At 65.7% G+C, this 15,867-nt stretch carries 15 protein-coding genes; 4 read left to right on the top strand and 11 right to left on the bottom strand.

Translation table 11 applies throughout. From position 1 onward, the window contains the following. Positions 1-22 precede the first annotated feature (22 nt). Positions 23-835, top strand: a complete 813-nt coding sequence (locus J2805_RS00180; RefSeq protein WP_309967378.1) for an SDR family NAD(P)-dependent oxidoreductase — start codon at positions 23-25, stop codon at positions 833-835. A 52-nt stretch (positions 836-887) separates the two neighbouring features. Here J2805_RS00180 and J2805_RS00175 read toward each other — a convergent pair whose 3' ends face one another. From J2805_RS00175 to J2805_RS00160, 4 genes are all read right to left on the bottom strand, one after another. Next, complete coding sequence (locus tag J2805_RS00175; RefSeq protein WP_309967376.1) at positions 888-1,547, bottom strand: GntR family transcriptional regulator; 660 nt, start codon at positions 1,545-1,547, stop codon at positions 888-890. 121 nt (positions 1,548-1,668) lie between these two features. Continuing rightward, positions 1,669-2,676: a transketolase family protein gene (locus J2805_RS00170; RefSeq protein ID WP_309967372.1), complete on the bottom strand. Its 1,008-nt coding sequence runs from the start codon at positions 2,674-2,676 to the stop codon at positions 1,669-1,671. Continuing rightward, entirely contained in the window at positions 2,673-3,557 is an 885-nt protein-coding gene (locus tag J2805_RS00165; RefSeq protein WP_309967369.1) for a transketolase, read from the bottom strand. Before J2805_RS00165 ends, J2805_RS00170 begins: the two co-directional genes overlap by 4 nt. A 26-nt stretch (positions 3,558-3,583) precedes the next feature. Further along, positions 3,584-4,921 carry an MFS transporter gene (locus J2805_RS00160; protein WP_309967366.1) on the bottom strand — a complete coding sequence of 446 codons (1,338 nt, stop codon included), beginning with the start codon at positions 4,919-4,921 and terminating at the stop codon, positions 3,584-3,586. 186 nt (positions 4,922-5,107) lie between these two features. Between J2805_RS00160 and J2805_RS00155 the strand changes: the two genes are divergently transcribed. Together J2805_RS00155 and J2805_RS00150 are read left to right on the top strand one after the other, a co-directional pair. Further along, entirely contained in the window at positions 5,108-5,932 is an 825-nt protein-coding gene (locus J2805_RS00155) for a sugar phosphate isomerase/epimerase family protein (protein WP_309969033.1), read from the top strand. 99 nt (positions 5,933-6,031) lie between these two features. Next, a complete protein-coding gene (locus J2805_RS00150) occupies positions 6,032-6,805 on the top strand; it encodes an SDR family NAD(P)-dependent oxidoreductase (protein WP_309967363.1) in 774 nt (257 codons plus the stop codon). A gap of 172 nt (positions 6,806-6,977) precedes the next feature. Here J2805_RS00150 and J2805_RS00145 read toward each other — a convergent pair whose 3' ends face one another. The 5 genes from J2805_RS00145 to J2805_RS00125 all read right to left on the bottom strand — a co-directional run bounded on the left by J2805_RS00145 (position 6,978) and on the right by J2805_RS00125 (position 12,163). Then, positions 6,978-8,087, bottom strand: a complete 1,110-nt coding sequence (locus J2805_RS00145; protein WP_309967360.1) for a sulfite oxidase — start codon at positions 8,085-8,087, stop codon at positions 6,978-6,980. Positions 8,088-8,232: 145 nt separating this feature from the next. Then, a complete protein-coding gene (locus J2805_RS00140) occupies positions 8,233-9,159 on the bottom strand; it encodes an SDR family oxidoreductase (protein WP_309967357.1) in 927 nt (308 codons plus the stop codon). Positions 9,160-9,161: 2 nt separating this feature from the next. Next, complete coding sequence (locus J2805_RS00135) at positions 9,162-10,166, bottom strand: aldo/keto reductase family protein (protein WP_309967354.1); 1,005 nt, start codon at positions 10,164-10,166, stop codon at positions 9,162-9,164. Between the two features lie 61 nt (positions 10,167-10,227). Then, positions 10,228-11,316, bottom strand: coding sequence for an aldo/keto reductase (locus tag J2805_RS00130; protein ID WP_309967352.1), 1,089 nt, complete (start codon positions 11,314-11,316; stop codon positions 10,228-10,230). A 199-nt stretch (positions 11,317-11,515) separates the two neighbouring features. Beyond that, a complete protein-coding gene (locus tag J2805_RS00125) occupies positions 11,516-12,163 on the bottom strand; it encodes a hypothetical protein (protein ID WP_309967350.1) in 648 nt (215 codons plus the stop codon). Between the two features lie 226 nt (positions 12,164-12,389). Between J2805_RS00125 and J2805_RS00120 the strand changes: the two genes are divergently transcribed. Further along, complete coding sequence (locus J2805_RS00120; protein ID WP_309967348.1) at positions 12,390-12,845, top strand: YchJ family protein; 456 nt, start codon at positions 12,390-12,392, stop codon at positions 12,843-12,845. 23 nt (positions 12,846-12,868) lie between these two features. On the opposite strand, the gene J2805_RS00115 is transcribed toward J2805_RS00120, so the two are convergent. Together J2805_RS00115 and J2805_RS00110 are read right to left on the bottom strand one after the other, a co-directional pair. Next, positions 12,869-13,720 (bottom strand): YrzE family protein, encoded by an 852-nt coding sequence (locus J2805_RS00115; RefSeq protein WP_309967345.1) that lies wholly within the window; start codon positions 13,718-13,720, stop codon positions 12,869-12,871. A 158-nt stretch (positions 13,721-13,878) separates the two neighbouring features. Beyond that, a complete protein-coding gene (locus tag J2805_RS00110) occupies positions 13,879-15,864 on the bottom strand; it encodes an acyl-CoA dehydrogenase family protein (protein WP_309967342.1) in 1,986 nt (661 codons plus the stop codon). Positions 15,865-15,867 lie beyond the last annotated feature (3 nt).

Below are 15,867 nucleotides of genomic sequence, written 5' to 3'. Positions count from 1 at the left end.
ACTCCGGGGCAGGAGGCCCGCAATGCTGCTGGGAAACGGGACGGGGTCACATGGAAACGGGCCGGACGGGACGGGGCCCGGCGGCCTGCTCCGGGGCCGCACGGCGCTTGTTTACGGTGCCGGCGGACCGATCGGCGGTGCAGTGGCCCGGGCTTTTGCCGAGGAAGGTGCCGATGTCTTCCTTGCCGGCCGCACTGAATCACGCCTGCAGAAAGTAGCCCGGGACATCCGTGAGGCGGGCGGCAGCGCCGAAACCGCCGTCGTCGACGCGCTGGACGAAACACAGGTGAACGCCTTCGTGGACCAGACTGCAAAGAAGACCAAACGCATCGACATTTCCTTCAACCTGATCTCCTACGGGGATGTCCAGCAGCCCCTGATGGAAATCTCCGCCGAGGACTTCAGTCAGCCCGTGCACGCCGCGACCCGGACCCACTTCCTCACCACCCGTGCCGCCGCGCGGCACATGATCCGGCAGCGCTTCGGCGTCGTCCTGATGTTCGGCGGCTCCGGCCCCCAGACGCTGGCCGGGCTGGGCGGGTTCAAGATCGCCCTGGACGCCATGGAAGGACAGCGCCGGCAGTGGGCGCTGGAGCTCGGCAAGGCCGGCATCCGGGTGGTCACCCTCGTTACGGGCGGGATCGTGGAGACCATTCCCTGGCAGGCCGAGGGGCGTGAGGAGATCGTGGAGGAAATCACCCGAACGGCGCACCTGAACAGGACGGCCACGCTCGCTGACGTGGGCCACGTGGCCGTGTTCATTGCCTCGGACCGGGCCGGTGCCATCACCGACGCCACCGTGAACATTTCCTGCGGCGCGATCGTGGACTACTGAGGCAGGACCCGAGGCGCGGCGAACAGCGGGAGGACGGGCAGGTTGGCCCAGGCTACGCCACCAGGTTGTCCGCTGCCGTGTCCATGTGTTCACGGATGGTCTTGCGGGCCAGGGAGGCGTCGCCGGTTTCAATGGCGGCCACGATGTCGTGGTGCCGGTCCACACTCATGTTCGAAACGCCCTTTTCCTGTCCGGCGAACATGATGGACATCCTGATGGAGCCCTCCAGCGATTCCCAGGAGTGGAGCAGTGTCTCATTGCCCGTGAGACGGCACATGGTGCGGTGGAACTCGAGATCGGATTCGATCCGCTCCTCGAGGCTGCCCTTGGTGGCGGCTTCCATGGCGTCGATGGCGGCACGGAGTGAGCCGATGACCTGCTGGCGTTCCGGAAGTTCGCACAGGGTCCGAGCGGCCAAGGATTCCAACGCCGCGCGCACGGAGTAGATATCCCGGATCTCCTTGGCATCCAGGTGCCGGACGGAAAGGCGGCCCCGCGGGCCGGCGGACAACAGGCCTTCCTGCTCAAGCTGCCGCAGCGCTTCCCGCAGGGTTCCCCGGCTGATCTGCAGCATGTCCGAGAGTTCAGTTTCCACCAGGTGCCGCCCGGGTTCCAGCTCGCCGCTGGTGATGGCCGTACGCAGAGCGGAAAGTGCCTGCTCGCGGAGGCTCTTCTTTTGCAGTCCGAGCAGGGGTGCTGTTGCTCCGGCCATTGGGGTACTCCCTCACTGTCAGTGGTCGACTGTTTACAGTCAGTGTGTTAACTGTTGATGTTACGCCAGAAAGCGCGGAACCGGCGTGTGCCCGTCCCGCGCTTCGGCCGTGCGGCTCGGCTTAGCCGAGTTCCGCGAGTACTTTCGCCACAATCCGCTGCACGGAGAGGCCGTAGCGCTCGTGCAGGGTGGGCAGTGCACCGGCGTCGAGGAACTCGTCCGGCAACGCGACGGGAACCACTCTTTTGCCGAGTCCCGCACTGACGACGGCGGATGCAACGGTCTCGAACAGGCCGCCGATGACGCTGTGGTTTTCCAGGGTCACCGCCAGCCGGTCGGTGTTGATCTCGGCCAGGACAGTTTCGGCGTCGAAGGGTTTGATGGTGGGGGTGTGGACGACGGCGACGTCGACGTTGTGCCCGGCCAGCGCCTTGGCGGCCTGCAGGGCGCGCATGGTCATCAGGCCGCTGGAGATGAAGACGACGTCGTTTCCGCCGCGGAGGACCTTGGCCTTGCCGAGTTCGAAGGTATAGCCGTATTCATCCAGCACGGTGGGAACGTTGCCGCGCAGCAGCCTCAGGTACGTGGGGCCTTCGCTGGCCGCGAGCTGGGGGACGGCCTGTTCGATGTCGATCGAGTCGCAGGGATCCACGATGGTCAGGTTGGGCATGCCGCGGAAGATCGCCATGTCTTCGGTGGCCTGGTGGCTGGGACCGTACCCCGTGGTCAGGCCGGGCAGCCCGCCGACGATGTTCACGTTGAGGTTCGGCTCGGCGCTGTCCAGGCAGAGGAAGTCGTACGCACGCCGAGCGGCGAACACGGAATAGGTGGAGGCGAACGGCACCAGTCCGGCCTCGGCGAAGCCGGCGGCGGCACCGAAGAGCAGCTGCTCGGCCATGCCCATCTGGAAGAACCGCTCCGGAAAGGCCCGGGCGAAGATATGCATGTCCGTGTATTTGCCGAGGTCCGCGGTGAGGCCAACGATTTTGTCGTTCTCCTGTGCGGCCTTCACCAGGGCGTGCCCGAATGGCGCGGATGCGGTCTTCTGGCCCGGATCGGCGAAGGACGCGATCATGGCCGAGGTTTTCAGCTTGGGGGCTGCGGCTTTTACGGCTGTGGTGGTGCTCATGCTGAAGCGGTCCCTTCGTATCCTGCGGTCAGTTGTTCGCGGCATAGCTGCCATTCATGTTCTTCGATGCGCATGAAGTGCGCCTTCTCGCGCTGTTCGAGCAGCGGCACGCCGCGGCCCACCTTCGTGTCGCACAGGATCACGGAAGGACGTCCGACGGTGGAGGCCTGGGCGGCTGCGTTGTCGAAGGCCTGCAGGAGCTCGGCCATGTTGTTGCCGTCCACCCGCTGGGTGTACCAGCCGAACGATTCCCATTTTTCCGTAACGGGCTCGGTGCGGAGCACGCTGTCCGTCTTGCCGTCCGCCTGGAGCGCGTTGATGTCCACCATGGCGGTGAGGTTGCCCAGCTGGTGGTGGTGCGCGCCCATGGCGGCTTCCCAGGTGGAGCCTTCGTCCAGTTCGCCGTCGGAGAGGAAGTTGTAGACCCTCGCCGTGGACTCCTGGTAGCGGAGGCCCAGCGCCATTCCGACGGCGATGGTGAGGCCGTGGCCCAGGGAGCCTCCGGAGATTTCCATGCCGGGGGTGTAGGTGGACATCCCGGACATGGGCAGCCGGGAATCGTCCGAGCCGTAAGTCTCGAGCTCCTCGACCGGAACGATGCCGGCTTCGGCAAGGGCTGCGTAGTGCCCGATGGCGTAGTGCCCGGTGGAGAGCAGGAACCGGTCCCGCCCGTCCCATTCGGGGTCCTCGGCCCGGAACCGGAGCTGGTCCGAGTAGACGGCTGCCAGCATGTCTGCCGCGCCAAGCGCCTGGCCGACGTAGCCCTGTCCCTGGACCTCGCCCATGTTCAGGGCGTGGTGCCGGATGCGGTACGCGGCAGCGGAGACACTGTCGACGCGGTCAGTTGTAGTAGTAGCCATGGTTTCCTGTGTGGCAGTCATGTGGGTTTCTTCGGTGGACGTGGTCATCAGACGGTCACCGACTGGGGGGTGCTTTTGGTGGCCTCATCTGCAAGCTTCCGTTCGCGCTTGCCCCAGGTTTCCCGGGTGACGAGGGCGGCCCAGAGGCCGATTGCTGCGTAGAAGCTGAAGAGGAGCGCGGGGCCCATCCAGCCGAGGGCGACAAACAGCAGCGTGGTGATGAAGGGCGTGAACCCGGAGACCATGGCGGAGATCTGGTAGGCCAGGGAGGCTCCGGAGGAGCGGGTCTTGGCCTGGAACAGCTCGGGGAACCAGGGGCCCTGGGCGCCGGCCAGGGAGTTCTGGCAGACGGCATAGGAGATGACGATGGTGGCGATGACGAAGATGAAGAGTCCGGTGTTCACCAGCAGGAACATGGGCATGCCGAATAGGAGTGCGAAGGCTGTGGACCAGATGTACAGGGGGCGGCGGCCGATCCGGTCGGTGAGCCTTGCCCAGGCCATGGTGGCGAAGATGCCGATGAACGAAGCGATGCAGAGGGCGACGAGGGTCTGGGTCTTGTCGGCGAGCTGCTGGGTGTGGAGGTAGGAAATCATGTACGTGATGGAGACGGCGTAGCCGGCGGTCTCGGCAATGCGCAGGCCGATGCCGCGGACGATGCTGCGCCAGTCGGTCTTGATGACCTCGATGATGGGGGACTTGACGATCGAGCCGCTTTCCTTGACCTCGTCGAAGACCGGGGACTCCGGCACCTTGGAGCGGATTATCAGGCCGACGGCGACGAGCACGATGCTGGCCAGGAACGGAACGCGCCAGGCAAGTTCGCCGCCGAGGTTCACGCTGACAAGGAAGACGAGGTTCGCCAGGAGGAGGCCAACGGGGAAGCCGGCCTGGACGATGCCAGTGTACTTGCCCTTGGACTTCCAGGGTGCGTGTTCATAGCTCATCAGGATGGCACCGCCCCACTCGGCGCCGAAGGCCAGGCCCTGGACGACGCGGACGAACACCAGCAGGGCGGGGGCCAGCAGGCCCACCTGCTCGTAGGTGGGCAGGAGGCCGATGAGGAACGTGGCCACGCCCATGAGGATCAGGGAGGCCACCAGGACGGGCTTGCGGCCCACCTTGTCGCCCAGGTGCCCGCCGATGATGCCGCCGATGGGGCGGGCGGCGAAACCGACACCGAGGGTGGCGAAGGCTGCCAGTGTTCCCGTGACGGGGTCGCCTGTCGGGAAGAACGCCGTACCGAAGTACAGGGCCGCGGCGGTGCCGAAGCCGATGAAGTCATAGGTCTCAATGACGGCGCCAACACCGGAGCCGATGGCGACGCGCTTTGCGTCCTTTGTGCCGTGGACGTGGCCCCGCATTTTCAGAGCTTCGTTGCTCATAGGTGAATCCCTTTCGATTAGCGACGGAAGCCTCGGGCTCCAGCACTGTCGACTGTTAACACATGATACGACAAGTGTGACCTGCGTCATTGTCTATGTCAACAGTCAATGTTGGAGGTTGACTGTTGACATTAAAACACTCTACAGTGATTCACATCACCCCGCTCGTACAGAGGATCAATGAAGATGTTCAATTCCCGACTCGGCTGCTCGTCCATCAGCTTCAGGCACCAGGACCTGGGCGCTGCGCTGCAGACCATCAGCGGCCTGGGCTTCGAAGAAATCGACTTGGGCGCCCTGCCGGGCGTCTGCGACCATGTCCCGTATGACCTGGATGCGGCCGCCGTCGCGGCTGTGACTGCCGAGGTTGCCGCCTCAGGGCTGCGGGTCCGTTCGGTCAACGGTGACATCGGGGACCTGAACGCAGTGCTCGACGCCGGCGGCCAGGCCGCTCGGGAACGGCACCTGGAGGCGCTGCTCGGGCTTGCCGCCAACACCGGTGCGAAGGCCCTGGTCCTGCCGTGCGGCGCTTTGGGTCACGACTCGGTCCGGAGTGTTGACGAGGATCTGGACGCCGTCGCTGCACAGCTCATCCACGCGGGGCAGCGCGCCGCGGAGTTCGGCGTCGAGCTCTGGACCGAGTCGCTGCACTTCCTCCGGTTCTGCTGGAACCTGGAACGCGCGGAACTGCTGGCCCGGCGGCTGGCCGGTTCCGGCGTCGGGATTGTCATGGACTTCAGCCACATCGTCGCAGCCGGCGAGGACCCGTTGGCATACCTCGGACGCCACGAGGGACGTGTTGCCCATGTCCATCTTCGCGACGCCGTACCGGGCAACATCAACCTCAGCATCGGAAACGGCCACGCGGACTTTGCCGCCGGGCTGCGCTCGCTGGCCGCCCAGGGCTACACCGGCCACTTCTCACTGGAACTCGAAACCCGCGACGTTACGCACGACGAACGCCCGGCGGCCGCCGCCAAGGCGGCCAGCTTCATCACTGACCTCATCTGACCATCGATTGCTCCGCAAGCGCCGTTTTGGACCGTCAAAACGGCGCTTGCGGAGCAATCGATTCCAAAAATAGCCACACCAAGCAACCCAAGGAGCATCATGACCACCATCCAGCGCACCGCCGTCCTCACCGGAGCCACCTCGGACCGCGGCATCGGCATCACCACCGCACGCCGCTACGCCAGCCAGGGCTGGGGAGTGGTGATCCTGGACCTCGACGGCGAGAAGTCCGCCAAGGTCGCCGCCGAAATCGGCAACGAATTCAACGTTCCGGCCTTCGGCTACGAGATCGACGTCGCCAACGAGGACTCCGTGAACGCGGCCTACCGCGCCGTAAAGGCCGAAATCACCGCCGGCACCCTTCCGCCCGTGGGCGCCCTGGCCAACATCGCCGGCATCACCTCGCCGGTGCCATTCCTCGAAACCACCCTGGATCTTTGGAACAAGGTCATGGCCGTGAACGCCACCGGGACCTACCTTGTCACCAAGGCATTCCTGCCGGACATGATCGACAACGGCTGGGGCCGGATCGTGAACATGTCCTCCGTCTCCGCCCAGCGCGGCGGCGGCGTGTTCGGCAAGGTGCCCTACTCTGCAGCGAAGGCCGCCATCCTCGGCTTCACCAAGGCGCTGGCCCGCGAAATCGGCTCCACCGGAGTGACAGTCAACGCCATCACCCCGGGCGCGGTGGACACCAACATCCGTGTGGGCAGCACCGAGGAGCAGGAAGCCGCCATCAACGCCGGCATCCCCCTGGGCCGCAACGCCACCACCGAGGAAATCGCCGCCGTCATCACCTTCCTGTCCTCCGAGGAATCGGCCTACCTCACCGGAACCACCATCGACATCAACGGCGGAAGCCACATCCACTAGCAGTGCTCCACCCAGAAGACTGAGCCCGAGTCAGAGAGCCCACCATGACAAGAATCTTCAACGATCCCTCCGATTTTCGCCGAAGAAGCCCTCGCCGGCGGCGGTTCGGCCGCTATCCGCCTCCGCAGGCAAGGTCAAGGTCCTGACCGATTTCGAAGGCTGCTGACGCGGGTTAGGACACGTCCACCTTCACGCGCTGCACCACATTGTTGCCCATGCCCTGATAGTTCCAGGCCTGCTCCAGCGGCTGCTTGGACCCTGTGGAGTCGGTGGCCCGGCAGGCGAGCTCATGCTCGCCTTGATCTGCCACCCACGGGAACGTCCACTCGCACCAGGCAAACGGGCCGGCGGGATGGCTTAGGTGCGCCGGAACCCACTTCCCGTCGATCCCCACCTCGACGCTGACCACGGAACCTTCACCGGACCAGGCCCTGCCCTTGAGCATCACCGGCCCGGCGGAAAGGACCCTGCTGCGGGTGAAGAAGTCCGGGATTCCGGGCGGAACCATCAGCGAACGGACCTTGATACGGGTGACCGGTGTGCCGGGGTCGTCCGCGTCCTTCTGGTAGCGGTACGCCACTGACTGCTGAAAGCCGTCATAGGGGTGGGTCACCACCTGGATGGATTCCAGCCACTTCACGCTGGCCATTCCGTACCAGCCCGGGACTACCAGCCGCAGCGGGAAGCCGTGCTGCGGCGGCAGCTCGCGGCCGTTCATCTCGTACGCAACCACGACGTCGGGTCGCATCGCCTCCTTGATCGGCAGGCTGCGCCCGTACTTATGCCGGACGCCGCCCTGGATGCCGGCGTCGGCGCCTGTGAACACCACTTCGACGGCGTCCTCGTCGACACCGGCCTGGGCCAGCAGGTACGCCAGCGGAACACCTGTCCATACCGCGGTGCCCACCCCTTCGAGCCGCCAAGGCTGGCTCAGCGGGCGCGGCCGGAGGAGCGACCGGCCGTTGCCCGCGCATTCAAGTGTGACGGGAATGCTGATGGCGGGGTCGCGGCGGAGCGCCCGGAGGTTGATTTCGACGGCCCGCTGCACGGCCCCGCCAATCCGCAGGTGCCAGGCGTCGGCGTCAATGAACGGGATGTCGAAGTGCGTCAGGACGTAGTGCAGCCCGGGCGGCGTGGTGTCCTCGCGCAACGCCTCCAGCGGCATCGAATGGTTCCTGACTGCAAGCTGCAGTTCCTCTGCGGTGAGCGGGCCGTGCGTGGGTTCTCCGGTATGCGCCGTGGGCTTTGCGGTCTGGCGGCGCCGGGAAATCTGGTTCGTCATGGCACTGCGATTCTGGGTCTGGGGCTGATTCCGGTTAGGGCCGGATTCTGCTGTGGATGCGGATGCTGCGCCGGGCGGTGCCCGTGTTCACAGGTTTACGCCCGCCTCCACGCGTGCGTCAAGGGCGGCCCCGGACGCCTTGCAGTTAGAGGCGGTGCGCCTCCTTGAGGAAGTCCGCCAGTCCCTGGGGTTCCCTGCCCGTGAGTTCAAAAACGTCCGACGTCGGGCCCGCCAGTTCGCCGTTCGCGATGGCCGTGTAGGTGCTGACCCAAGCGTCCACCTGCCAGGGGGGTGCGCCGTATGAGGCACGGGACGCGTACGCTTCCGCCAACGTTTCATGGTGGTAGCTGATGCTCCGGCCGGTGCCTTCGGTGAGCAACCGGGCGGCCCGCTCCAGGGAAATGTCCTCCGGTCCGGTCAGATGATAGGTCCGGTCCACGTGCATCCCCGGATCCCGCAGCACGGCAGCGGCGCTCCGGGCAATATCGCCACGGGCCACGGCCGCCATCACACCATTGCCCGCCGGGCCGCGGATGACGCCGTCGTCTCCCACCATGAGGGGCAGGAAGTCGAGGTAGAAGTTGTCCCGGAGGAACGTGTAGTCCATGCCGGAGGTCCTTATCCGCTCTTCGGTGGCGTAGTGGTCCCGGCCCAGCGTGAAAGTGCAGTCTGCGGAGGCACCGAAAAACGACGTATAGACAATGTGCTGAACCCCGGCCGCCGCTGCCGCGTCCACGAACGCGAAGTGTGTCTGTAATCTGTCCTCGGCTTCCGCCGCTGACACCATGAAGAGGGTCTTCACGCCCGCCAGCGAGGACTTCGCCGGCACCGGATCTGCATACGCTGAGACCACCGCATCGGCACCCGGAAGTTCAGGCGCTCGGGCGGCATCCCGCACCAGCAGCCGCTGCCGCTGGCCGGCATCGGCGAGGATCCTGGCCACGAGGCCGCCGAGCTGCCCGGTGGAGCCGGTGATAGCCAAGTCGGGCAGCGATCCGCCGGAGCCTGCGGCCGTCCCGCTGCCTGTCTCGCTTCCTGTCTCGCTTCCTGCGGAACTTCCCGTGTCCGCCATGGCTAGGCCTCGCGCGACGCGGGCGACTTGGTCTGGGCCGGGTCGCGTTCAGCCAGGGACCCGATGGCTTCGTCAATCCTGTCCATGATGGCCTCGTCCAGCTTCACGCCGGCGGCTGCCACGTTGCCGGCTATCTGCTCGGGGCGGGACGCACCCATGATGGCCGAAGCGACGTTCTTGTTCTGCAGCACCCATGCGATGCTCAGCTGCGCCATGGTAAGCCCGGCGTCCGCAGCGATCGGCTTGAGTTTCTGGACACCGCTGAGCACCTCATCGGACATCCAGCGTTCGATCATCCTGGCGCCGCCCTTGGAGTCCGTGGCGCGGCTTCCCTCCGGCGCAGGCTTTCCCGGCCGGTACTTGCCGCTGAGCACGCCTTGGGCAATCGGGGACCAAACGATCTGGGACAGGCCCAGTTCTTCGGACGTCGGAATCACCTCGGCCTCGATGACCCGCCAGAGCATGGAGTACTGCGGCTGGTTCGAGATCAGCTGGAAGCCCAGGTCCCGGGCCAGGGCGTGGCCGTCCCGGATCTGGTCGGCTGTCCATTCGCTGACGCCGATGTACAGTGCTTTGCCCTGCCGGACGATGTCTGCGAACGCCTGCATGGTCTCTTCCAGCGGCGTCTCATAGTCGTAGCGGTGCGCCTGGTACAGGTCCACGTAGTCGGTCTGGAGGCGGGTCAGGGAACCGTCGATGGACTCCATGATGTGCTTGCGGGACAGCCCCACGTCGTTGTGGCCCTTGGGTCCGGTGGGCCCGAACACTTTGGTGAAGATCTCCAAGGACTGGCGGCGCTCGTCTTTCAACGCTTCGCCCAGTACCGTCTCAGCTGCCGTGTTGGCGTAAACATCCGCGGTGTCGAACGTGCTGATTCCTGCGTCCAGCGCCGCCCGCACACATTGGGTGGCTACATCGTTCTCCACCTGGGAGCCATGCGTGAGCCAGTTGCCGAAGGTGATTTCGGAGATCTTGAAACCACTGTTGCCGAGGTATCTGAATTCCATGGTTTTCACCGTAGCCCACTTGGTTGCTCAGGGTAAGGGCTTTCCGGCGGCTGCCTGGGGCTTACCGCCGGCGCAGTTCGGCGTATTCCAGGGACGGGACCACGGCGCCGGCGTCCCGCTCCACGAAGTTGGTGCCGGGAGGCACCAGTTCGTCGATGGCATCCAGCACGGTTTCGTCCAGCACCGTGTCCGCAGCCTTCAGGTATGCCTGCAGGTGTTCTTCACTGCGCGGGCCGACGATCACACTGCTGACCGCCGGATGGTTAAGGGCGAAACCGACCGACAGGTCCACAAGCGGCAGTTCCAGCTTGTCTGCGAGCCGGGCCAGGGAGTCCGCGGCGAGCAGCTTGCGTTCGCTCGCGGGTCCGGAGATGTCGTACCGCCCGGGCAGGGAGTGGACCCGCGTGGGAGGTTTCCCGGCGTCCAGGACAAAGCTGCCGGACAGCCAGCCGCCGGCCAGCGGACCGTACGCCAGCACGCCCAGGCCGTACTGCTGGGCGATCGGCAGGACGTCGCGCTCGGTGCCGCGGACCAGCATGGAATACGGCACCTGGTTCGCTACGGGCGGGATGAGGTGATTCGTGGTGGCCAGCCACTGGGCTTCCACCAGCTGCGCCGGTGTGAACACAGACGTTCCGTAGTAGAGGATCTTGCCCTGGCGGATCAGGTCGTTCAGCGCGGTGATGGTTTCCAGGACGTCAGTGTTGTAGTCCGGACGGTGGGCCTGGTAGAGGTCGATCCGGTCAGTCTGCAGCCGGCGGAGGCTGCCTTCCACTGCCTGCATGATCCACCGCCTCGAGTTGCCCGAGTGCGCGGGGTTGGCGCTCATCTGGCCGTGGAATTTTGTGGCAATGAATACGTCGTCGCGGCGGCCCTTCAGGGCGCGGCCCACGACCTGTTCGCTCTGTCCCTGCGAATAGACGTCCGCCGTGTCCACAGCGGTGATGCCGGCGTCCAAGGCCGCGTTGATGATGCGGATACTCTCGTCCGCCCCCGTGGGCGCATAGCCGTGGGCGGTGCTGACTGGTGCGCCAGCATCCGTTGCGAACGAGCCGGCGGGCGCGCCTTCGCCGAAATTCATGGTGCCCAAAGTGAGCGGGCTGATCAGCGTCCCGCTGCGCCCGAACACCCGTAGCTGGTTGAGGCTCATCCCGGTTTTCCTCACTTTTGACTCCCACGCTGATTGCTGTGGATCGTCACGAGGCTACACAAAATCGGCGGTGCGCAGGCCGTTGGCGAAGCACTTCTTAGCTTTCCGTAGTCCGGGGTAACGCAAGAGTTCCCAATGACGATTTGTGAACCATGTTTGGCCGCCAATCAGCCGGTGCCAAAGCCAGCCGGCGCCTAATTCAGCCGGCGCGGCGCTGCTCCGGCGGCAGGGTGCCCCGCAAGGCGGCGGGGTGGCCGGCCAAACAGGCCAGCGATCCGGTGTCCAGCATGGCCATTCGTCCGGGCCCGGGCGGCTTCTCGAAGGAACGCGGAATTGCCCTGACGGCGGCGTGCTGGTCCGTGGCGGACTCCACCAGCGGAGCCACAGACCTGACGTCTTCCACCGGGGCGTCCGGGCTGGGGAGATCACGGACGGTGACCTTGACCTCGGGCGCCGCTGCAGCCTTGGCCCTGACTGCAGCCCGCGCATCCGCCCGGGCAACCGCTTCGGCCCAGTCGTCGGCCAGGGCCGGGGCTTCTTTGCGCACGGCGCGTTTCCGCGCGGCTTCTTCCAGCTTGGTGCGCAACGCGGCTTTGAGGGAGGATGACGCCCAGGCCGTCTTCAGGTTGAACGTCCGGCGTGGTGCGCGGGCCGGGCGGGCACGGGGTTCGGACTTGGCGGGGCGCCGGCCGAACAGGGTCATGACCGTAACGCCCACCAGCCGGCCCAGGCCGGCGATCAGCAGGGTGGCCACGAAAACCAGGAACAGCCCGATGAACATGACGAACGCCACACCGAGCGTGCCAAAAAAGGTCAGGTTCAGGGCAATGGTGGTGGGATCTTCCATTTACCTCTCCTAATGGCCTGCAGCACCCGCTCGCCGGTGGTGATCACCCGGCAATGGCACCCCTTAACAATACGGACTTTTTTGGCCAACACGCCCGCATTACAGGTTCGCCGCAGGGTTGTGTCGAAGCTGTTATCCGATATGACACAGCGGTTTCCATGCGCTTGGCCCCTATAGTCGGAAGCAGCCAGGCTGACGCCTTCCAATAGCCCCGAAAGGACGCTCCGTGCCGCAGCAGACCGACCCCCAACAACCTCAACCACAAGCCGGCGGAGACAGTCCGGACAGCAGCCCCGCGGGGTCCTCCGGGAACTGCCCGTGCCTGTCCGGCGAGCAGTATGAAGACTGCTGCGGCCGGTTCCACCGGGGCGACTCCGCAGCCCCGACGGCGGAACAGCTGATGCGCTCCAGGTACAGCGCCTTTGTGCTGCGGGACGCCGCTTATCTGCTCCGCACCTGGCATCCGGACACCCGGCCGCGGGAGCTCAAGCTTGACCCGGCCATGGAGTGGCGTCGGCTGGACATTGTTTCCACCAGCCGCGGCGGTCCCTTGGACTCGGAAGGGACGGTGGAGTTCAAGGCCCATTTCCGGCACGACGGCGAGCGGGGTGTCCACCACGAAACCAGCCGGTTCCTGCGCGTGGACAGGCGCTGGTACTACCTCGACGAGGCTGCCTCCTAGCGTTCCGGGACGGCGGCGGAAATTCAGCTTTCCGCGTCGGCTTCCAGCGGCGTGAATCCGGCACGGTCCACCTTGCGGTGGAAGCGCATGCCGGCCATGCCGCCAAGCACTGCACCGAGCAGGGCAACAAGGGCCACCACGACGGCGGCGATGATGCCTGTGGTGGTCAGCTGTCCTTCGTTGACGGGAATGCGCGGGAAGCTGTTCAGGCTGGCGAGGATATTGAAGCGTTCCCCTGCGATCATGGCCAGCAGTGCAATAAGCACGGCGAAAATCACGGCCCAGACCCACACCATGAATCCCTGCTTGGCGCCGCTGAAACGTGCCATGCGGCCGGCCACGTAACCGCCGCAGTAGTACGCCACGAAGAGGACGGCCAGCAGCACGATGACTCCCGTCCATCCCACAGTCTGGTCGGAGGATGCCTGGTTGACTGCCTCATTGACGTCAGTGTTGGTCGCAAGCCCAACCGCCGTTCCGGCCGCTGCAACCAGGGCAGTCAACAATACGGCCATTCCCGTCGCGGCGAGCCAGCCAAAGAAGGCCGAGCCGATCTTGATTCCGCCGAACTGCTCCTTCTCGCGGGCCGCTACGGTCTCGCGGGTGGCGGCATTCGCGTCTGCAAACGCGGCGGACTCGGCCGTAGGCGCCACCGCATAGGCGCGGGTGTCCTCGTAGTCCGTGCCGGCGTCGTAATTCCCTGTGGCCCGCGGAGCGTCGGTGTAGCTGCGCCGGCCCTCCAGCCGGCCTTCCACATTCCTGTTTTCAATGTCACCGGTGCCGGTCCCGGGGCGGGCGCCGTCCATGCGGGTGGTGTCGGCGCTCCGGGCGGCGCGGCGCGACTGTCTGTCTTCGGGCCCTACTGTGCTGCTCATCAGGGGTTCTCGCTTTCATCGATTGAACCGATCCCGTTGTTGGGGCCGGCCACCGCTATGCGGAGACCTGCATGATGGTCTCTTCTCCACCTAACCACGGCGCAACAGCGGTAGCAAGGGTGCTTAGCATCGATGGCGGGACGAAAAAAACCCTCGAATCAGCGGTATTTGCGGTGCAGGTTCTCCTTCACGGTGGCCCGGGGAGCAGCGTCGGCAATCCATGGTCCCGTGCCTTCGGACTGGTCCAGGACGCCTTCTTCAAGCCACCTGTAGTCCCCGGCGAGCACCTTTTCAGTGAGCCCGCGATCGGCGTCGTCAGTGTTTCGCCACAGCTGGTCGAAGTACTCGTCCACCCGGACCCGAGCGTGCTCACAGTACGCCTCCGCCAGTTCGTAGGCGGTGGCAGCCCGCTCGGGATTCGTGTGGAGCATCCCCTCGGCGCGTGAACAGCAGGCCGCCATGGCGAACAGTTCGGCGCCGATGTCCACGATTCGCCCCAGGAATGCCTGCTTGTGCTCGAGTTTTGCCTGCCACCGGCCCATGCCATAGAACGTCTGCCGTGCCAGCCGCCGCGAAGACCTCTCCACGAACCTCAGCTGTTTGGCGAGCCTGCCGAACTCCGTGTAGGACCGCGGGTCCATCCCGGCGCCCGCCACAAGCTTGGGCAGCCACTTCGCATAGAAGCCGGAAGCGCCGACGGCCGCCCGCGCCTTGTCTGACAGGCTGGCATCCGCGGAGGCAAGGTCTCCGGCGGCGGCGAGGTGGGCGTCCACGGCTTCGCGCGCGATCAGGAGCTTCATGATTTCCGAGGAGCCCTCGAAGATCCGGTTGATCCGGAGGTCCCGGAGCTGCTGTTCGGCCGCAACGGCCCGTTCGCCGCGTTGCTCCAGGGAATCCGCCGTTTCAAAACCGCGTCCGCCCCGGATCTGCACCAGTTCGTCCGCGATCCGGCAGCTGATCTCCGTGGACCAGAGTTTGGCCAGGGCCGCCTCGATCCGGACATCCTTTTGGCCGGCGTCGGCCATCTCGGCGGAGAGCTCGAACACGGCGTCCAGGGCGAAAGCACTTGCCGCGATGAAGGCGATTTTCTTGCCCACGGCCTCGTGCTTGCCTACGGGCCGGCCCCATTGGGTGCGTGCGTTGGACCATTCACGGGCGATCTTCAGGCTCCACCGTCCGGACGCCACACAAAGGGCCGGGATGGAGAGCCGTCCCGTGTTGAGGGTGGTGAGTGCGATCTTCAGGCCCTGGCCTTCGCGGCCGAGCCGGTTGGCTGCGGGAACCCGTACCTGGTGGAAGCGGGTTACGCCGTTCTCAATGCCTCGCAGACCCATGAAGGCATTGCGGTTTTCCACCGTGATGCCGGGGGAGTCCATTTCCACCACGAACGCGCTGATGCCGCCCTTGTGGACAGTTCCGTCGGAATCGGTGTGCCCCGGAACCAGCGCCATCACCACTACCAGTTCGGCGATCACGCCGTTGGTGGTCCACAGTTTCACGCCGTCCAGGATGTAGGCGTCGCCGTCTTCCGTGGGGACGGCGGTGCTTCCCATCCGGGCGGGATCACTGCCGACGTCGGGCTCGGTCAGCAGGAACGCCGTAATGGCACCGGCGGCGCAGCGCGGGAGGTACTCCTCTTTCTGCTCCGGCGTACCGAAGACCTTCACCGGCTCGGGGACGCCGATGGACTGATGCGCGGACAGCAGGGCACCGAGGCTGGGATGCACAGATCCCAGCAGTGCCAGCGCCCGGCCGTAGTAGACGAGGGAAAGGCCGAGGCCGCCGTATTCGCGGGGGATCTTCATGCCGAAGACGCCCAGGTCTGCCAGCCCGGCGAGATACTCGTCCGGGATTTTGGCGTCCCGCTCGATCAGGCGGCCGGACATGGTTCGGCAGTAGGCGGTGAGGCGTGCCATGAACTCCTCGCCGCGTTCCACATCCTCGGTCCTGGCCTCGGGCCAGGGGTGGATCAGGGAAAGGTCGAAATTGCCCAAGTACAGACCCTTGGCAAAGCTGGGCCTCTCCCAGGCGGTCTCCCGGGCGGCCTCCGTGATGGCCCGGGCATCGGCCTCGGTGGCGCCCGGCCCGATCTTATCGGGGGCAACGGGAACGTCAGCGGCTGGACTGTCAGTGGCAGAGCTCACGGG

The sequence above is a fragment of the Arthrobacter oryzae genome, from assembly GCF_031454875.1.
Lineage (GTDB): Bacteria > Actinomycetota > Actinomycetes > Actinomycetales > Micrococcaceae > Arthrobacter > Arthrobacter oryzae_D.
This window is presented reverse-complemented; position numbering and strand designations above follow the sequence as displayed.